This is a genomic window from Bacillus sp. DWP3-1, from assembly GCF_049896565.1.
Lineage (GTDB): Bacteria > Bacillota > Bacilli > Bacillales > Bacillaceae > Bacillus.
Genome location: NZ_JAFCUN010000001.1, coordinates 517,795 through 536,236, shown reverse-complemented (window position 1 = coordinate 536,236; position 18,442 = coordinate 517,795). Strand labels below are relative to the sequence as shown.

Annotated in this window: 18 protein-coding genes and 1 pseudogene; 16 read left to right on the top strand and 3 right to left on the bottom strand. The window is 40.0% G+C overall.

The window, feature by feature from the left end; genetic code table 11:
* Positions 1–93: 93 nt before the first annotated feature.
* The 5 genes from ACP7A0_RS02730 to ACP7A0_RS02710 all read left to right on the top strand — a co-directional run bounded on the left by ACP7A0_RS02730 (position 94) and on the right by ACP7A0_RS02710 (position 6,880).
* Complete coding sequence (locus ACP7A0_RS02730; protein ID WP_426004164.1) at positions 94–1,554, top strand: CoA-acylating methylmalonate-semialdehyde dehydrogenase; 1,461 nt, start codon at positions 94–96, stop codon at positions 1,552–1,554.
* A gap of 223 nt (positions 1,555–1,777) precedes the next feature.
* Positions 1,778–3,313, top strand: a complete 1,536-nt coding sequence (locus tag ACP7A0_RS02725; RefSeq protein WP_066030830.1) for a glycoside hydrolase family 43 protein — start codon at positions 1,778–1,780, stop codon at positions 3,311–3,313.
* Between the two features lie 53 nt (positions 3,314–3,366).
* Entirely contained in the window at positions 3,367–4,635 is a 1,269-nt protein-coding gene (locus tag ACP7A0_RS02720) for a glycoside hydrolase family 30 beta sandwich domain-containing protein (RefSeq protein WP_060596459.1), read from the top strand.
* Positions 4,636–4,766: 131 nt separating this feature from the next.
* Positions 4,767–5,474 (top strand): response regulator transcription factor, encoded by a 708-nt coding sequence (locus ACP7A0_RS02715; protein WP_034660819.1) that lies wholly within the window; start codon positions 4,767–4,769, stop codon positions 5,472–5,474.
* A 2-nt stretch (positions 5,475–5,476) separates the two neighbouring features.
* Positions 5,477–6,880 carry a sensor histidine kinase gene (locus ACP7A0_RS02710; RefSeq protein ID WP_106038653.1) on the top strand — a complete coding sequence of 468 codons (1,404 nt, stop codon included), beginning with the start codon at positions 5,477–5,479 and terminating at the stop codon, positions 6,878–6,880.
* A gap of 54 nt (positions 6,881–6,934) precedes the next feature.
* Here ACP7A0_RS02710 and ACP7A0_RS02705 read toward each other — a convergent pair whose 3' ends face one another.
* Positions 6,935–7,243, bottom strand: coding sequence for a DUF4870 domain-containing protein (locus ACP7A0_RS02705; RefSeq protein ID WP_034660817.1), 309 nt, complete (start codon positions 7,241–7,243; stop codon positions 6,935–6,937).
* A gap of 389 nt (positions 7,244–7,632) precedes the next feature.
* On the opposite strand from ACP7A0_RS02705, the gene ACP7A0_RS02700 reads away from it, so the two are divergent.
* The 3 genes and pseudogenes from ACP7A0_RS02700 to ACP7A0_RS02690 all read left to right on the top strand — a co-directional run.
* Positions 7,633–8,559 carry an alpha/beta hydrolase fold domain-containing protein gene (locus tag ACP7A0_RS02700; RefSeq protein ID WP_426004160.1) on the top strand — a complete coding sequence of 309 codons (927 nt, stop codon included), beginning with the start codon at positions 7,633–7,635 and terminating at the stop codon, positions 8,557–8,559.
* 223 nt (positions 8,560–8,782) lie between these two features.
* Positions 8,783–9,055, top strand: a complete 273-nt coding sequence (locus ACP7A0_RS02695) for a DUF2651 family protein (protein WP_106038656.1) — start codon at positions 8,783–8,785, stop codon at positions 9,053–9,055.
* A 17-nt stretch (positions 9,056–9,072) separates the two neighbouring features.
* A pseudogene (locus ACP7A0_RS02690) lies at positions 9,073–9,309 on the top strand (cytidine deaminase); the annotation flags it as partial.
* 41 nt (positions 9,310–9,350) lie between these two features.
* On the opposite strand, the gene ACP7A0_RS02685 reads toward ACP7A0_RS02690, so the two are convergent.
* A complete protein-coding gene (locus tag ACP7A0_RS02685; RefSeq protein WP_426004158.1) occupies positions 9,351–10,118 on the bottom strand; it encodes a pentapeptide repeat-containing protein in 768 nt (255 codons plus the stop codon).
* A 238-nt stretch (positions 10,119–10,356) separates the two neighbouring features.
* On the opposite strand from ACP7A0_RS02685, the gene ACP7A0_RS02680 reads away from it, so the two are divergent.
* Positions 10,357–11,016 carry a TetR/AcrR family transcriptional regulator gene (locus ACP7A0_RS02680; protein ID WP_060596454.1) on the top strand — a complete coding sequence of 220 codons (660 nt, stop codon included), beginning with the start codon at positions 10,357–10,359 and terminating at the stop codon, positions 11,014–11,016.
* A gap of 105 nt (positions 11,017–11,121) precedes the next feature.
* Complete coding sequence (locus ACP7A0_RS02675; RefSeq protein ID WP_426004155.1) at positions 11,122–12,267, top strand: choline esterase; 1,146 nt, start codon at positions 11,122–11,124, stop codon at positions 12,265–12,267.
* A 732-nt stretch (positions 12,268–12,999) separates the two neighbouring features.
* Here ACP7A0_RS02675 and ACP7A0_RS02670 read toward each other — a convergent pair.
* Positions 13,000–13,200, bottom strand: a complete 201-nt coding sequence (locus tag ACP7A0_RS02670; protein ID WP_106047867.1) for a hypothetical protein — start codon at positions 13,198–13,200, stop codon at positions 13,000–13,002.
* Positions 13,201–13,467: 267 nt separating this feature from the next.
* Here ACP7A0_RS02670 and ACP7A0_RS02665 point away from each other — a divergent pair, with 267 nt between their 5' ends.
* The 6 genes from ACP7A0_RS02665 (at position 13,468) to ACP7A0_RS02640 (ending at position 18,437) form a co-directional block, all read left to right on the top strand.
* The gene (locus ACP7A0_RS02665) at positions 13,468–14,436 is read left to right on the top strand and encodes an FAD-dependent oxidoreductase (RefSeq protein WP_426004153.1); all 969 of its coding nucleotides are present in this window, start codon (positions 13,468–13,470) and stop codon (positions 14,434–14,436) included.
* Positions 14,437–14,478: 42 nt separating this feature from the next.
* Positions 14,479–15,159, top strand: coding sequence for a TetR/AcrR family transcriptional regulator (locus ACP7A0_RS02660; RefSeq protein WP_426004151.1), 681 nt, complete (start codon positions 14,479–14,481; stop codon positions 15,157–15,159).
* Positions 15,160–15,320: 161 nt separating this feature from the next.
* Positions 15,321–15,971: a helix-turn-helix transcriptional regulator gene (locus ACP7A0_RS02655; RefSeq protein ID WP_106071484.1), complete on the top strand. Its 651-nt coding sequence runs from the start codon at positions 15,321–15,323 to the stop codon at positions 15,969–15,971.
* Between the two features lie 11 nt (positions 15,972–15,982).
* Positions 15,983–16,357, top strand: a complete 375-nt coding sequence (locus ACP7A0_RS02650; protein ID WP_106071485.1) for a RidA family protein — start codon at positions 15,983–15,985, stop codon at positions 16,355–16,357.
* 72 nt (positions 16,358–16,429) lie between these two features.
* A complete protein-coding gene (locus ACP7A0_RS02645) occupies positions 16,430–17,533 on the top strand; it encodes a threonine synthase (RefSeq protein WP_106072785.1) in 1,104 nt (367 codons plus the stop codon).
* 556 nt (positions 17,534–18,089) lie between these two features.
* Positions 18,090–18,437 (top strand): ArsR/SmtB family transcription factor, encoded by a 348-nt coding sequence (locus ACP7A0_RS02640; RefSeq protein WP_060596446.1) that lies wholly within the window; start codon positions 18,090–18,092, stop codon positions 18,435–18,437.
* Positions 18,438–18,442: the final 5 nt, after the last annotated feature.

The window sequence follows — 18,442 nt, the reverse complement described above, 5'->3', positions numbered from 1 at the left end:
AGTGTATACAGATGGGCGCCCGTTAGATGAGACAATGACAACCATACACATCCTATAAGCATGACATTCTTTCATAAAAAGGAGAGAGGGAACATGACCAAAACAGATGTAAAAATGTTGAAAAATTATATTGGCGGACAATGGATTGAGGCAGAAACAAGTCAAACAGAGGCAGTATATAACCCAGCTATTGGCGAGATCATCGCAGAAGTGCCGCTTTCAACAAAAAAGGATGTCGAACGTGCGGTACAGGCAGCACAAGAAGCATTTACCACTTGGTCGAAAACACCAGTTCCCCGACGTGCACGCATTTTATTTAAATACCAGCAGTTACTCGTTGAAAAATGGGATGAGCTGGCTGAACTCGTAACGATTGAAAACGGAAAAAGCATAACAGAGGCAAAAGGAGAAGTGCAGCGAGGGATTGAATGTGTGGAATTTGCCGCTGGTGCACCGACCTTAATGATGGGAAAACAATTACCAGATATCGCATCTGGACTCGAATCTGGCATGTACCGCTATCCGATTGGTGTCATTGGCGGCATTACGCCATTTAACTTTCCGATGATGGTCCCGTGCTGGATGTTCCCGCTTGCCATTGCCTGCGGAAATACGTTTGTTTTAAAACCTTCAGAACGAACGCCCCTTCTTGCCGCGCGGTTAGCCGAGCTATTTGAAGAAGCGGGTCTTCCAAAAGGTGTTCTCAACATCGTCAATGGGGCTCACGATGTCGTCAACGGTCTGCTTGAACATCAAAAGGTCAAAGCCATTTCATTTGTCGGCTCTCAGCCAGTCGCAGAATACGTCTATAAAAAAGGCACAGAGCATGGCAAACGTGTCCAAGCACTTGCAGGTGCAAAGAATCACTCCATTGTCCTCAAAGATGCAGATTTAGATGCGGCAACGAAACAAATCATTGGTGCTGCCTTTGGATCAGCGGGAGAGCGCTGCATGGCCGCGGCCGTTGTCGCGGTGGAAGAAGAAGTGGCAGATGAGTTCATTCAAAAATTAGTTGATGAATCGAACGAGCTCGTCATTGGAAATGGAATAAATGAAGATGTCTTTCTTGGTCCAGTCATTCGAAAGGAACATAAAGAACGAACGCTTCAATATATCCAGTCAGGGATTGAAGAAGGAGCAAGCCTCATTCGTGATGGTAGGAATGACCTTGAAACAAATGGAAAAGGGTATTTCGTTGGACCGACGATTTTTGACCATGTCACAAATCAAATGAAAATTTGGCAGGACGAGATTTTCGCCCCAGTCTTATCAGTTGTCCGTGTCTCTTCACTAACAGAAGCGATCGACCTGTCCAATCAATCAAAATTTGCGAACGGTGCCTGCCTTTACACGGACAGCGCATCAAGCATCAGAGAATTTCGCGAAAACATCGAAGCAGGTATGCTCGGCGTGAATATCGGTGTGCCCGCACCAATGGCATTTTTCCCGTTTTCCGGCTGGAAGGATTCTTTCTACGGGGACTTACATGCGAACGGAACAGACGGAGTAGAGTTTTACACAAGAAAGAAAATGGTGACCGCTCGTTATATGTAATCTACATTCATTGAATAAGAAGAAAAAATGCAGTTCCAAAGTGGAGGACTGCATTTTTTATTGTCTCCTAGTCAAAAAGTAAGGGTTTTCATGATGATTTCAGCAGTGATTTCCCCTAGAAATCATCCTTTGTATTCATTCTTCATCAGCGCATATCAACATAATTTGAAATTGGGCGTAAACCCCAATATTAGGAAGATGAAAACAGGAGGAAAATGACACGATGAGGAAGAGGATGAAGTGCGGTGTAGGTTTTTTGATTCTTGCTTTGGTGCTGAGCTGTATACCGGTATATGATGCGAGTGCAGCAAGTACCCCCATTGCAAAACGAGTAGGAAATGCAAATCCACTCATAGACCATCACCTGGGGGCGGATCCGTTTGCGCTCACCTATAACGGCAGAGTGTACATTTATATGTCGAGTGATGACTATGAATATCACAGCAATGGAACGATTAAGGATAATTCTTTTGCGAATTTGAATAGGGTCTTTGTCATCTCTTCGGCGGATATGGTGAACTGGACAGATCACGGAGCGATTCCAGTAGCTGGCGCAAATGGGGCCAATGGCGGGAGAGGGATTGCCAAATGGGCAGGCGCTTCCTGGGCTCCATCCGCTGCGGTGAAAAAGATCAATGGGAAGGATAAATTTTTCCTTTATTTTGCTAACAGCGGCGGAGGGATTGGCGTCTTGACAGCAGACAGCCCGATTGGACCTTGGAAAGATCCTATCGGAAAAGCGCTCGTCACGCCAAATACACCAGGGATGTCCGGTGTTGTATGGCTTTTTGATCCAGCCGTATTTGTAGATGATGACGGAACCGGTTATCTATATGCCGGAGGAGGCGTTCCAGGCGGTTCAAATCCAACGCAGGGACAATGGGCCAATCCTAAAACAGCAAGAGTTCTGAAACTAGGATCTGACATGACTAGTGTAGTTGGCAGCGCATCAACCATTGATGCTCCTTTTATGTTTGAAGATTCGGGTATGCATAAGTATAACGGTACCTATTACTATTCCTATTGCATCAATTTTGGCGGCTCCCACCCAGCAGATAAACCACCTGGTGAGATCGGTTATATGACGAGCTCAAGTCCAATGGGCCCCTTTACGTATAAAGGACACTTCCTGAAAAATCCGGGTGCATTTTTCGGCGGCGGCGGTAACAACCATCATGCTGTGTTCCATTTTAAAAACGAGTGGTATGTCGTGTATCACACGCAAACGGTGAGCTCAGCCTTATATGGAGCAGGGAAAGGCTACAGATCTCCACACATTAATAAGCTTGTGCATAATGCTGACGGCTCCCTTCGAGAGGTCGCAGCCAATTTTGAAGGAGTTAAACAGCTTTCCAACCTGAATCCTTATCAACGGGTAGAAGCTGAAACATTCGCTTGGAATGGACGCATTTTAACAGAGGCTTCCTCAGCACCAGGTGGACCAGTCAATAACCAGCATGTCACAAACATTCAAAACGGTGATTGGGTGGCTGTCAGTAATGTCGATTTCGGATCGAGCGGTGCCAGAACCTTTAAAGCCAATGTAGCATCCGCTTCAGGCGGACAAATAGAAGTACGTCTTGGCAGTCCAGACGGCAGAATTGCCGGAACACTCAATGTCCCTTCCACAGGCGGAAACTGGCGAGAAATAGAAACGGCAGTGAACGGAGCAGCAGGAGTGCACAACGTATTTTTTGTCTTCAAAGGAAATGGTGCCAACCTATTCCAATTTGATTCCTGGCAGTTTACTCAAAGGTAAACAAAATCAGATGCTGCGGCATCGATCACTGGTTGATGGGAGAGTGGGAAAATTTGATGTCCATAATCAAAAAACCAATTTGTACTTTATTGATCTGCTTCACTATGCTGTCTGTCATGTTCATAGGGCCTGGGGTAACTGAGGTTTCAGCAGCAAGTGATGCGAATATTAATGTCAATGCGGAAAGACAAGTGATTCGCGGCTTTGGCGGAATGAACCACCCGGCTTGGATTGGTGATTTAACCGCCCCTCAAAGGGAAACCGCCTTTGGCAATGGGCAGAATCAATTAGGATTCTCCATTCTACGAATTAATGTAGACGAGAACAGAAATAATTGGCACAGAGAAGTTGCTACCGCCAAAAGAGCAATAGAGCATGGCGCTTTAGTGATCGCTTCGCCTTGGAATCCTCCAAGCCATATGGTGGAGACTTTCAACCGTAATGGTGCGTCTGCAAAGCGGTTGAGATACAATCAATACGCCGCGTATGCTCAGCATCTGAATGATTTTGTGACATACATGAAAAATAATGGTGTCAACCTCTATGCCATTTCTGTACAAAACGAGCCTGATTATGCACACGAATGGACATGGTGGACGCCTCAGGAAATCCTGCGATTCATGAGAGAAAATGCCGGCTCCATTAATGCACGCGTGATTGCACCAGAATCTTTTCAATACCTTAAAAATATATCAGATCCTATCTTAAACGATCCGCAGGCGCTTAGAAATATGGACATTCTCGGTGCCCATCTGTATGGAACCCAGATCAGCCAGCTTCCGTATCCTCTTTTTAAACAAAAAGGAGCGGGGAAAGAGCTGTGGATGACAGAGGTATATTACCCGAATAGTGATAACAATTCAGCGGACCGCTGGCCTGAGGCATTAGGGGTGTCAGAGCATATTCACCATTCGATGGTGGAAGGTGATTTTCAGGCGTATGTTTGGTGGTACATCCGCAGATCATACGGTCCTATGAAGGAAGATGGAATGATTAGCAAACGTGGCTACAACATGGCGCATTTCTCCAAGTTTGTGCGTCCAGGGTACGTCAGAATTGATGCAACGAAAAGCCCTGAACCGAATGTTTTCGTCTCAGCCTATAAAGGGGACAATAAGGTCGTCATTGTAGCGATTAATAAAAACAATACAGGCGTTAACCAGCACTTTGTCATGCAAAATGGAACCGCTTCACAAGCGTCAAGATGGATTACGAGTAGTAACAGCAACCTTCAGCCTGGAACTGACTTAAATATATCAGGAAATCAATTTTGGGCTCATCTCCCGGCTCAAAGTGTGACAACATTTGTGGTCAAACGCTAAAAAAACACCAAAAGCCAATTTTCTCATTAAAAAAGAAAATTGGCTTTTTTCTGTGCAAATAGAATGTTGATTTTTCACGATGTCTATACTTTGGGTATAATAATAACAATGACTTCAGGAGAGTGATCATAATGCCAAAGCTTCAAAGCAAAGTATTGATTATAGATGACGAAAAAGAAATTTTGGAATTAATCCATACAGTATTAACAAGAGAAGGCATTGACCGGGTGATAACAGCTTCAACTGCCCGTGATGGGCTCACGCAATTCCATCAAGAACATCCCGATCTCGTCATACTGGATATTATGCTGCCAGACGGTGAAGGCTACGATATTTGTAAACAAATCAGAGACGTCTCGCATGTTCCGATTATCTTTTTATCAGCAAAGGGAGAGGAATCAGACAAAATTGTAGGACTTGCCATTGGCGGCGATGATTACATTACAAAACCTTTCAGCCCAAAGGAAGTCGCCTACCGGGTAAAAGCCCAGCTGAGACGGTCATCATACTTACAGCCTTCTCAAGCTGATCCCGTGATCAAAAAAGGGCCATTTGAGTTAAATGAGCAGCAAGCCGAACTGACGAAAAACGGAGCGGTAATTGAGCTCACACCGAAAGAACTTATGCTGATGACCTATTTCTTGCAGCATCCGAATCGAGTGATCAGTAAAGAAACGCTTTATCAAACCGTTTGGGGAGAAGATTTCTTCGGTTCTGACAATACGGTGATGGTTCATATACGAAGACTTCGGGAGAAAATAGAGAATTCCCCATCTACACCAGAATTTCTCGTGACGGTCAAAGGGCTTGGCTATAAATTTGTTGTAAAGGATGCGTAAGGATGAAATGGCGATTAACAGGCAGATATATGGTCTCTGTCATTATCGTGACCATTATCACGGTCTTTATTAACTTATTTGGATTCATGATTTGGCTTGTACTACAAGCAAGCAGCCAGCAAAACGAAGAAAATACGCCCGAAACCTTCACAAGAACATTTGAACAATACATAACCTTTTCCGATCAAGGCATCACTGTGAACAAAGAAGGACAGCAAGCCTTAAAACAACAAAATGCGTGGATTCAAATATTAGACGAAAATGGACAAGACGTCTATCATGCACACGCACCTAAAGGAATAAAGAGCAAATATACACCTATAGAAATCGTGAACATACATAAATATAAAGATAAGCAATTGCTATCGACCATTTATGCCGGCGGAAAAAAAGGAAAGGGCAGGGAATACAGCTACTTTATCGGATTTAAGAACCCTGCCATCGGAAAATATTTATTCTCTTTCGACACGAAGGACTTAATATCAAGATTCAATATCGGGACGATGATTTTATTATCGATCGATGCCATCATTGCCTTATTCATTGGATACTTATTCAGCCGGCAGCTCATCAAACCGCTCGGCCGTGCCATTCATGGAATCCAGCGGCTCGCAAACGGAGATTATACGACAAAGCTGCCAACTAAGGGAATATATAAAGATGTCTTCTATAATGTCAATCACTTATCAGAGCAGCTCGCTTCAAGCCAAAAAGAAAAAGACAAATTAGAGCAAATGCGGGAAGAGTGGATCAGTCATATTTCTCATGATATTAAAACACCATTATCCTCTATTCAAGGCTATGCAGAAATCATCAAAGATCCAAATTATCCTCTTTCTGATCAAGACATCAGACATTATGCCAGCATCGTAGAGAATAAATCACTGTACATCAAAGATGTCATGGAGGATCTAAATTTAACAACAAGGCTGAAAAATAACGACGTGATGCTGCATAAAGAGCTAGTGAACATTGTGCCGTTGCTGCGGGAAACGTTAATTGATATCCTAAACGATTCGAGATATGCAGATCAGACGATTGAGCTGCAATCGAATGTAGACAAGCTCATGCTAAATATTGATACGATCCTCATACGAAGAGCGGTCACCAATCTCATTTTAAATGCCCTTGTTCACAATGATTCTGATGTGAAAATCATTGTACAGCTGGAACAAAAAGAAAATACCCACATCACGATTCAAGACAACGGCAAAGGAATCGAAGAGGCAGAGCTAGAAAAAGTGTTTGACCGCTACTATAGAGGGACGAATACAGGAGGAACACATGCAGGCTCTGGTCTCGGAATGGCCATTGCAAAGGATATTATCCAAAAGCACGGCGGGGATATTACGATACGCAGTATAATAGGGGAAGGAACAACGATTGATATCCAATTACCCGCATAAATGGACATACAAAAAAACGGTTCTGATCAATCACAGAACCGTTTTTCCCATCTATTATTCTGAAAACACTTTAATGCCTTTGACAATGTTCCAAATAAAGAAGTAGATCGCCACAAGGAATGTCACAGCATACGTTGCAATTAAGAACGGACCAGCATGTCTGATATCGTTCATGCCAAGTAAACCTGAACCAAGGATGCCAATGCCAAAAATCAAATAAGGAATAAAATGTGTCCATAGCGATTTTTTCGCATGATATTTTACTTCGTCCTTCCCTAAGAAATAGACGATAATCGGAAACAAAAATGGCGCAAAAAAGATACTGAAGTAACATAATGAAGACAAAATTTTATTTTCTCTCAAACCTTTTCACCTCTATGATTGATTTAGAAGGAGGACCATTTGACTCATCCCTCACTTCCTTACAAACCCATTGTACAACCTCAACCTTAACCTGTATTAATCCGAACCTTACAGCAACCTTAAAAATGTTAAAAGATCGAACGCTACATGAAAGATAAAGGAAATACAAGTTATGGAACTGCTGAGTCAAGACATAGAACCTGATACTTTAAGAAGGATAGTCCATCACAAACACGAAGAAATTGAAAGGAAAATCAAACGCTTCCGTCAAATTCAAGACCTTTTATCTAACTTGTTAAAGACCTCTGATAAAGAAATACAAGTCTACCTCGAATCATTTCGTGTGATACATCAACAATAAAACAATTGACTTAAAGGAGAGAAAACAAATGAGTGTGGAAATTGTTAATGGAGAACGTTCTGAAGAAAGTATTCAATTTGAAAAATTATTCGCTTCCCAAAGTAATAAAGAGAGTTTTTCTAGTATTGAAAACACAAAAAAATTTCTTGATCAAAAAGGAATAGAAAATACGAAGCCTTATGCCATTGGGGATGATGTGAAGTTAATTAGTGAGATAAAAGAGCAGACATTCGAAGGCATGCAAGTTTTCACTTTGAATGACCAAACGTCACAAAAACAAAAAGTCATTCTATATATACATGGCGGCGCGTGGACAAATCAGCCTTTGAATTTCCATTGGTGGTTCATGGATAAGATGGCGCAATCACTCAATGCGAAAGTGGTGGCTCCTATTTACCCAAAAGTGCCTCATTATAGCTGCCAGGATACCTATCCGAAAATCCTAAACCTATATAAAGACCTTCTGAAAACTGCCGGAAGTGCCAATCAATTGACGATCATGGGAGATTCAGCTGGCGGAAATATCTCACTTGGTCTGGCGCACCTTTTAAAGAAGGAAGGTCTGCCGCAGCCGAAGGATATTATTTTATTATCTGCATGTGTTGACATGAGCTTATGCAATCCTCTAATGTTTGAATATGCAAAAAAGGACCCGATTCTAGGTCCTGAAGGAATGGAAGTCATTGCAAAGATTTGGACAGCTGATAAAAATGTAACTGACCCATTGATCAGTCCCATTTACGGTGACTTTAAAGGACTTGGGAAGATTACTCATTTTATTGGAACACATGATATGTTATATCCAGATGCCATAAAGCTTGATGAAAAACTAACAGAACAAGGAATTGACATAAAAACCTTTGTTTATCCTGAAATGCTTCATGTATTTGTTGTCATGCCAATCCCTGAGGCACAAGATGCTCAGGAGAAAATCATTCAGGTGATCAATCGATAGGGGTTGAGTTTACACCACAAAAAGGTAGAATGATTTGATTAAAATAGTCGAAATTTAGTGAATGGGCTGCTTACTTGAAAGCAGCCTTTTTCAATTCACTACATATTAAAATTTCCTTAAATACCATTTTTTTGTTTACAACATACATATTCCCTATTAATATAATATTGTTCGCTTCTTCATTGGATTTATACAAATGGCGGTTAGTAAAGGAGAGTGAATGATGAGTGTTTCCTTTCTTCAACCTATGGCTCTGATCTTATTTACATTGCCTTTATTATCTTTGATCTGGGGGATTGTCGGCTACTTCGTCTTTAAGCGGGTCTATGTCGTTCTAATGATCACATTTGCAGCTTCAACCGTTTTTATCTTTGCCTATACGGGGTTCGACATGTCGAACTTATATTGGGTAGTCGCTATGACCTTTCTATGCATGTGTACCTCTGTCATCACAAAAATCATCCGATATATGATTCATCGCTATAAAAAAGCATAATGAAGAAGCTTATGCCTATTGCGATTGGCAGTGCTTTATCGAATGGACATAAGGATTTTGAAACAATTGTCGCAGTAAGACATCCCTATTCAGATGAAGAAGATCGAAGGATAAAGGTAGTGAGTCCTTGCGGTATTTGCAGAGAGCTCATTTCAGATTTCGGACCCGCATGTTTAGTCATCATCGAGATGAATGGCGAGCTAGTCAAGGTAAAAATTGAAGAACTCATTCCACTCAAATATACTCGAAGTTGATGCAGCACTTAGATATGAAGTAGAAAGAGATGCAGCAAACATCAAGCATTGTCCTTGCTGCATTCCAGATAGCTGAAAAATCGCTCAACAAAAGTAGCCCCATGTATTTTCTTCATATGCGCCGTGTTAAAAATATATTGTTCCATATGCTCAAGCTTGCGCAGACTACGCACCATTATTTTCCGATCATCGTCAGAAAGAGTAGGGTCAACGTCTATCTTCTCCAAGGCATTTTTCACATGTGCAGATAACTTTTCAACATATAGATGGTTTTTAGATGTTGGCGGAATACATGCCGAAAGGTCACAGCCCGTAAAACGAACACCGTCAAGGGTGCAGTTTTCAAAATTGGCGATCAGCTTTTGTTTGCCATTTCCTTCAAACGTTATATCCACTAGCTTACCTGTAAAGGAACAATTGACGATATTCGCTGCCTGTAAAACGCGGTCATTGAATCTACATTGATAAAAAGTGCAATCGATAAACGTAGCATTCTCCAATGTCATACCTCTCATATCACACGAGGAAAATTCGCAATTAGTGAAAATAGCTTCGTTTCTGGCAATACCGACAGAGCGCAAGTCGGAACGAATAAAGGTACAATGATCAATCGTACTACCGTCAAAAAACCTCGCATTCGTCAGATCACACGTATCAAATACAAGATGATGTAAGTGACAGCTCCAAAATATAGGTGAACGAACATTCGAGTTGATGATCGTCGTTCTGCTTATCGTTTCGTGTTCATACCTGACAATATCAGAAAATAATTCGTTGTCTACTGATATACCAGACTCAAGTCTTCTCATCGCTATCACCCTATCATTTCTTCAGAATCTTTTACAATGATGAATACCTTTCACCAAGTTCACTCCGAATCACTTAGCGGTTGACCTTGACTAGTTATTATATCACAAAGCTATATTCATCGAATGGGGTGAAATCCGTCCGAGCAAAGAGCGGGTATCTATTTCAATACAGCTTGACATGTGAATCAATTATCGATATGGTGTGAATGAGTTCACACTTTACATAAAGGAGTCATTTATGCCAAAAAATACTTTCTTTCGATTGGATGAAGCAAGACGTGAGGACATATGTAATCGTGCTATGCATCTTTTTGTTGATCATCTTTACGAGGATATAACGATGAAGATGGTTTTGGATCGTTTGTCCATGCATCCCGGAACTTTTTATCGGTATTTTGAAGACAAAGATGACCTTTATTGTCTCTTAATACGACATGTGACCAAGAAAAGAGCTGCGTATTTTCATAACAACAATGAAGATTCTCTTTTTCAATTTTTCCTTACTGGCCTATTTGACAACACTAATGGCATTGCGACTGAGCCATTGAATGAACTGGAAATCAAACTCGTTGAAACATTTTTACACATTCCAGAGAACACCTTACTAAAAGTATATTTGAATGTGCTAAAGGGCGAGTCATTCCCCTTAATCAAGGACATGTTACGCCGCATGAGGGTTGATGGATATCTACGACCTGATATTGATGACGACCTCATTTCTTTTATGTTTGAATCTATGCAGTTTAATTTAGTCATGTTTTTTAGGGAATTCGATATTAAGGATTCTAACCTGCAGCATAAGATGAGCAAGTACTTTGCTGACTTTATGGGTCATGGGCTTCTTAGAGATGATAAATATGCTGAAGTTGTTAGCGATCTCAAGGAAGCCAAGGAATAAGGATGATGAACTGAAGATTGGATGTAACCATTTTACAGTTTTGAAAGCTATATCGCCATGTGTATTTCACATTCGCACTTTCATTTATTAAGGGGGAACAAAAGGATGAAAAGATATGACACATTCCCAGAACCAATCGGCAGCTATACCGCCGCTCGTACCCAGATGGATTTTGAGTACACAGCATCAGATGACTCAAAAAGAGAATTGACCGCGTTTGTGTACTATCCGTCCGATAGCAGCGAAGGGAAGACTCCATCAACGTACATGTTTCCTGAAGTCTACGAAATGCTTCATGAGCAGCCACTTGTCACTGAGTATCTGAAAGAGAAGAATTTTTTCTCTATCGATATCAAGACTCATTGTTACGACGACCTTGCTCTTTCTGGGAAGAAAAAGCGCTATCCAGTGTTATTTTATGTTTGCGGCGGGGGCGGTTCACCGGAATGGGGGACAGCCATCTGTACAGACCTGGCAAGCCTGGGTTATGTTGTCGTCAGTATCGGCCATCAGAATAGCACAATGTATAAACGGAAAGATGGGAAGCTGTTGAATGTATCAAAGGATTTTTCGGATGTCATTATGGCGTTTTCTGAAGATCCGGAGATGATCGAGCTGGCTGGCAAGATGAAGATGCGGCCTGACGATGAAACGGCTATTGAGATGTGCCGTAACGTCCTGGCTCTGCCAATCATTAATCAGTTAACATTATATAGTGAACGACAGGCAGAAGATGTAAGGTACGTAGCCGATCATCTTCACAAACTAAACTCTGAAGAATTGGATTCTATCTTTCGTGACAGACTGATGCTTGACGTCGGCATGGGCATCGTCGGACACTCTTATGGAGGACCTACGGCAGCGGTTGTTTGCCGGGATGACGACCGGTTTTCCTGCGGAATTGGCTTGGACAGCGGGGCATTCGGCCTTCTCGATAGCGACCTGAATAAACCTTTTCTGCTGTTGTTTTCTGAACCTAACTATCATATGAATGCGCTCATTGGCGTGAACAACAGCATGGAAACCTTTTATTTCTCTGTTGATCGCGCTGCACATTTAGATTACTGCGACATCGTGTTTACCGGTGTAGATGAGGAACTCAGAGGCACAAGGGATGCATTAGATATGCGAAATCTTATGACGGATTATACGAAGACCTTTTGTGATCATTACATTCTGCAAAAGGCTGCACGTGTGGAAAGCCTGTCATATGATGGCGTGGACTTAATCAAGAAAACGAGCAACAAGTAATAACGGAGAATCTGCTGATCAAAGCCGTTTCAAGCGTCAGCTTAAAGTTGAATATCTCAGCTTTTCCGTTAAATACCGAATGCTGATTGTTTGGAAAAGAAGAGACCGTACTAACAGATCTGTATTCCAAACAGCTTGTAGTGAATGAAGAGAAAAAAATCTAAAGTGGATCAATCCATCATCTTGATGATTAAATTAAAAGGGAACCATTTCAATCATTGCTCATATTAGCCTACAAATACTTCTCCCTCCGGATAACGTATTGGGCTTTTGGTTCGTTTCATAAAGATAAATACAATGGTCAGAGAACCTACTCTGCCAATAAACATCAGAATCGAAAGAATCACCTTACCTAAAAACGTTAACTCCGGTGTTAATCCCATAGGTCAAATGAGTGCATTGGTGCTTTGATGATCCAGCAAAAGCAGAAGGAACAGAAGAAGAGAAATAGGCATTTTCCCAAAGGGTGAGAGATGAAATTGGGGGTTGATTACAGCAGTTTGCTGTGACTGAATATAGTTTTACATGATAAGCCATATTGAATCAATGGCTTATTTTTGTTTCGATCAATTGAAGACGTTCAGGTAGCGTGACTTTAAAAGACTTGATATTTAGTAATAGCACATTTATAGCCATCTTGAATGAAACAGGAAGATGATAGCAGACAAGATAAAAACATTTGATCCAACTCAAAAAGATATATAGTGAATAAACGCCGCAAAAAACGATTTTTCATTGTTCTAATGAGCGATTGAATTGTTTTCGAGAAACTAGGCATGAGACAGCAAATACTGCGAATGCGCCTGCTGATCCAGCAGCAAACATCAGCTCAAATTGTTCTGGTTTGGATTTGAATAACAAAGGGACAGAAAGAATGAGAGCAGCACCACTAAAGCTCAATCCTAATATCAACATTGCCAATAATTTATTCATAGAAACACCTCGCAGACTCAGCATTGAAACATTAGGAACCGACTGATCTAAGAATCATGTTATGATTTGAAATCCTTTAAAATCCCTAAATCGAAGTGTCCAATTTATATCCTTTGGGTGTCGAATGATTGGGTTCATTACAATTAAAGCACACATTCATGAAATAAACCATTTTAAACGAACACTGTTCTTTACGAACGATGTTCGTTATAATATAAATGAGATGTGGTTTTACACTACTTCCATAAAGAAGAGGAGATGCATACGATGCAGGCATTATCTAAAAAACAAAAGCAAATCGCTATCATTGGAGGAGGACCAGGAGGGCTAACACTCGCCTTAATTCTGCAAAATTACGGTATACAAACAACCATCTATGAACGGGAGATGCATGACAAGAGTCTTGAAAGAGGAGGCTCACTGGATATTCACGAAGAAACAGGTCAAAAAGCCTTAAAGGAAGCAGGAGTTTATGAGAAATTTCAAAAGAACGCTCGCTATGAAGGAGAAGATTTCCGGTTATTTGATAAAGCAGGAAGAATCTATCTAGACGAAGAAACTGAATCACATGAAAAAGGCACTCGGCCAGAAATTGATCGTGGTGTTTTGTGTAAAATGCTGTTAGATCAAATTGATGCTGAAAACATCAAATACGGACCTGATTTAGCTGAATTTAATAAACGTGGTAAGATGTTTGCTTTAGCTGATCACAAAGGAATTATTGGTCAGTTAAATGGAGATGGACGAATAAAAGTGTATGCAAGCCTTATGGTAGAACGCAGCTGGATCGAGACTTGTGGCATTCCATTTAATCAAGCGAATGAAGCGAAAGAACCATTATTAGAGTTATTTAGTGATTGGGATGATCAGCTGAAAAATTATATTCGTTATGCAGAAGATGTCATCATTCCAAGACGTATTTATACGCTTCCTGTCGGTTTTAAATGGAACCGTCATAAAGGGGTAACACTTATCGGTGATGCAGCTCATCTCATGACACCATTCGCAGGTGAGGGTGTAAACATGGCGATGTTTGATGCAATGGAGCTTGCACTTGCTATTGTCCGACATCCTAATGATATTGAAAAGGCTATTGAAGAGTACGAAGAAATGATGTATGAATATTCATCGGAAAAGGCTCAGGAATCGGAGAATAGTTTAAAACTGTGTTTTTCAAAAGACGCTGCGGTCAAGCTTGCAGATATGATGAATTCTTTTCAAGTAAACGGTGATTGATGCTCAATTTACTATTTTACTTTGACATGATATAAAGAGAGTATGAACAATTCAAATCGTCGTATTATAAGTCGCCGGTCTCGGCCGGCTAAAAAGCCCTTAAGCCGTGAGCTTATTGTTAAAACTGCCTATTCGCTTCTTAAGGAGCAAGGGATAGAGGGCATGAGTATGCGTAAGGTGGCTAAAGCATTGGATACGGGACCTGCATCCTTGTATGTCTACGTGAACAATTTTCAAGAACTAAGTGCTTACGTATTGGATTATGGTCTCGGCCAAATGGTTTATCCAGATTCAGTGGATGGCACATGGAAAGAAAAGTTATGTGAAATATTGCATACTTATTTCCTGCTGCTATTTGAAAAACCTGGTCTTGCTGAAATTTCTCTTTCCACCATTCCACAAGGAACGAACTTTCTTCAGTTGACCGAACATATTCTCGCTGCATTGCATGAAGGCGGGATCAAATCTACATCCGCTGCATGGGGAGTAGACCTGTTACTGTTATACGTATCTTCCGTAGCTTACGAAAAGGTCTCTTGGAAGAAACATGGATCTACGCAGATTTTAGACATTAAAAAAACATTTCATGATGCAGACAAAACGCGGTTCCCTTTCATCCATAGCCTGAAAGAAGAAATGTTTGCAGGTGATACCGTATCAATGGAACGGTTCCGATGGGGAATTGACGTCATTTTGTATGGAATCCAGAAAGAAAGCAATTAGAAAGGAGCACAAGCAAAAAGCAGTCAATGGCTGCTTTTTTATATGGTTATTTTCACATTTGTGATCTTGTGATCATCATGATATATAAATAAATCTATATATTGTTTTTATATATAAAAAATTATATAATCTAGTGGAATAAAAAAATGAGGTGCTTAGGCATGGAACATATGAAGAATTTATTAGAGAGTTATATTCCTTTAGCAAAATCTACTGCAAAAATGTTTGGACCAAATTGCGAAGTGGTTATTCATGATTTAACGAACCCTCAAGCATCTGTCATGTTTACAGTAAATAACCATGTGACAGGAAGAGAAATCGGCCAATCATTTGATCATCTAGTAAAGACTGTATTACAATCAGAAGATTTTAAAGAAGATTATCTGGCTGGTTATACATTTGTAACAGAAGATAAGCGTACGATTCGTTCTTCGACTTCATTAATACGTGATTCAAAGCAAAAGGTGATTGGTGCTTTCTGTATCAATTTTGATGTTGAAGCACTAAATCAAATGCAGCAATTTATGGATACTTTTCTTTCTACACAAGTGGAAGCTCAAGAGAAAGAAACAACATCAAATGATGATCTTGAAAATGTGGAAGAAATAGTAGATCAATTGATTCAACAAATCATTCAAAACAGTGTTCATCCAGTCATGAAACGTCATGAAAAAATTGAACTAATTAAATTTATGGATGAAAAGGGCATCTTTTTAATGAAAGGATCTGTTGAGAAGGTCGCATCTATGTTAGGCATTTCCAAAGTAACCGTCTATAGCTATTTGGATGAAATCAAAAATAAATCGAGGTAAGGAGTGTCAAAATGAAAAGCATACTCGAGGTAGGAAATCTAAAATCAAACGGACACTATGCATTCGCAACCATTCATCAAAACACGGTCTATGTTTCAGGACAATTTGCCATCAATCCCGAAACGAGAGAAAAAGAGTTCGGCCACATTGAAGAAGAGACATTACAAGCGCTTAAGAATGTAGAGATGATTGTAGAGGCTGCTGGAAGTAAAAAAAAGAAGATCTTGCGCATGACATTATACATTTCGAATATTCATTTATGGGACAAAGTAGATGCTGTTTATACTAATTTTTTCGGTGAACATAAACCAGCACGTACTATTGTACCAACGAATGAATTACATTTTGGTTTCAAAATTGAAATTGATGCCATTGCATATATTTAAGATATTTTTTTGCCTACTCTATATAAAAAATTATATTTCATATAAAAAAATATTCGAAGGGGTAGATGATCGATGAATCAATTGATTTGTAACCATTGCGGGAGAAAGTATGAGATGACACCAACTCTATGGAAATGTGATTGTGGTGGAGTATTAAATCTGGTGAAAGATACTCCGAAAATAGATGTTGCAGCTTGGGATGACTACCCAAGTTCATTATGGCGTTATGTTGAAACCATGCCATTTACAAAAGGTTCAAAGACTTGGGAAACTGTCACAATGGGGGAGGGTCAATCCCCTTTAATCGTTCTAGACCCTAATGAGCCAAACACTTATGTAAAAGTTGATTATATGATGCCGACATTATCCTTTAAAGACCGAGGAGCCGCTGTTCTAATGACAAAGGCTAAAGAATTAGGGGTATCAAAAGTGATTGCTGACAGTAGTGGGAATGCAGGAACGGCGATTGCAGCTTATGCAGCACGTTGTGGTATTGCCTGTGACATCTATCTAAGCGATGAAACTTCGCCTAAAAAGGTTGCTCAAATAAAAGCACATGGAGCAGCGATTAAAACAATTCATGGTACACGTGAGGACATTGCAGCTGCGGCACAAAAGGCAGTAGACAATGAAAACGTTTTTTATGCAAGCCATGTCTATAACCCTTATTTTTTTGAAGGAACAAAAACATATGCCTATGAAATCTATGAGCAACTAAAAGGAGCACCTGATGCTTTAATCATTCCGGTTGGAAACGGTACTCTCCTCCTAGGTGCGTATTATGGCTTTAAAGAGTTATTTGAAAATGGTTTCATTCATAAAATACCGAAAATCGTTGCCGTACAAGCGAAAAACTGTGCACCCCTTGTGAAAGCTTATCAAAATGAAGAGGAATCAGCATCACCTGTGACGAATAAAGGGACCTTAGCAGAAGGGATTGCCATTGCTGCTCCAGCACGCTCCAAACAAATTTTAGAAGCTGTACTAGATACCAATGGTACGTTTATTGATATTAAAGAAGATGAGATTCTAAATGCACGCTCTAAACTAAGTGAGAAAGGATTTTATGTAGAAGTGACATCTGCAGTCAATTTGGCTGGCTACATGAAATATAAAAAGGAATCAGAAGAAACCATTGTCATACCTCTTTGTGGTGCAGGGATTAAATCAAAATAACCCTATTAGAATTGTCTCTCTTTGAAAATATGGAAATCCGCCATTGCGAAGCAGATTGGTCTTACACCGACTTCCATTTGAAAACTATCAAGATGACATCATTCCATTGCTGGATCTTTAGGATTCTGATAGTTACTTAATAAGATGTGTGTAAGACCGTTGCAGTTAGATTGCGTCAACTAATCCGCACTTGGCCTGATGATGATATAGATAAAAAGAACGCTCTCTATTTGGTAGGAGGAATGGAGCTAGCGCATCAACAAAATGAGCCATTGGGATTTATATAAGAATAGGAATTGTCATATGACAGACCATTGAAAGAAATGTAGATCCATTTTATGCTTTATAAACAATAGTCAAATAAGGATTCTACAATAATCAATTTTTTTGATGAATAAAAAATAAAAGAAAAAAACATTAATCAATAATTTTAACGCGAATAAATTTTTGTTCAAATCATATAATCAATTGATTATATAAGTATTCAGTTATATAATATTGGAGGATTTGATAACAGGGACCGTCACCAATATTTGAAAAGAGGGAGGGAACCATTGTGACTTCAGATGTTTCAATTGGTTTGTTACATATGTCGAATTGTTTAAAAATACTCAGTGATCAAACAAGACTCATTATGATGAAATTGTTTTTGGAGAAGGAATATTGTGTTTGTGAACTGGTAGATAAGTTCGAAATGAGTCAACCAGCGATTAGTCAGCATTTACGAAAATTAAAAAAAGCTGGATTTGTCCATGAGAACAGAAAAGGGCAGTGGCGTTATTATTCAATCAATACACTGTGTCCAGAATTTGAGACGATTTGTATCATCTTAAATCTAATTGATAAAGAAGATGACCTTTTAAAAAGCATACAACATAACGCAACAAACATTTCTTGTTCGTAAGGAGG

Excerpts from the sequence above, each read along its gene's own strand:
- ACP7A0_RS02730 (WP_426004164.1), top strand. The coding sequence starts at position 94 with ATGACCAAAACAGATGTAAAAATGTTGAAAAATTATATTGGCGGACAA.
- ACP7A0_RS02725 (WP_066030830.1), top strand. The coding sequence starts at position 1,778 with ATGAGGAAGAGGATGAAGTGCGGTGTAGGTTTTTTGATTCTTGCTTTG.
- ACP7A0_RS02715 (WP_034660819.1), top strand. The coding sequence starts at position 4,767 with ATGCCAAAGCTTCAAAGCAAAGTATTGATTATAGATGACGAAAAAGAA.
- ACP7A0_RS02710 (WP_106038653.1), top strand. The coding sequence starts at position 5,477 with ATGAAATGGCGATTAACAGGCAGATATATGGTCTCTGTCATTATCGTG.
- ACP7A0_RS02700 (WP_426004160.1), top strand. The coding sequence starts at position 7,633 with ATGAGTGTGGAAATTGTTAATGGAGAACGTTCTGAAGAAAGTATTCAA.
- ACP7A0_RS02695 (WP_106038656.1), top strand. The coding sequence starts at position 8,783 with ATGAGTGTTTCCTTTCTTCAACCTATGGCTCTGATCTTATTTACATTG.
- ACP7A0_RS02685 (WP_426004158.1), bottom strand. The coding sequence starts at position 10,118 with ATGAGAAGACTTGAGTCTGGTATATCAGTAGACAACGAATTATTTTCT.
- ACP7A0_RS02680 (WP_060596454.1), top strand. The coding sequence starts at position 10,357 with ATGCCAAAAAATACTTTCTTTCGATTGGATGAAGCAAGACGTGAGGAC.
- ACP7A0_RS02675 (WP_426004155.1), top strand. The coding sequence starts at position 11,122 with ATGAAAAGATATGACACATTCCCAGAACCAATCGGCAGCTATACCGCC.
- ACP7A0_RS02670 (WP_106047867.1), bottom strand. The coding sequence starts at position 13,200 with ATGAATAAATTATTGGCAATGTTGATATTAGGATTGAGCTTTAGTGGT.
- ACP7A0_RS02665 (WP_426004153.1), top strand. The coding sequence starts at position 13,468 with ATGCAGGCATTATCTAAAAAACAAAAGCAAATCGCTATCATTGGAGGA.
- ACP7A0_RS02660 (WP_426004151.1), top strand. The coding sequence starts at position 14,479 with ATGAACAATTCAAATCGTCGTATTATAAGTCGCCGGTCTCGGCCGGCT.
- ACP7A0_RS02655 (WP_106071484.1), top strand. The coding sequence starts at position 15,321 with ATGGAACATATGAAGAATTTATTAGAGAGTTATATTCCTTTAGCAAAA.
- ACP7A0_RS02650 (WP_106071485.1), top strand. The coding sequence starts at position 15,983 with ATGAAAAGCATACTCGAGGTAGGAAATCTAAAATCAAACGGACACTAT.
- ACP7A0_RS02645 (WP_106072785.1), top strand. The coding sequence starts at position 16,430 with ATGAATCAATTGATTTGTAACCATTGCGGGAGAAAGTATGAGATGACA.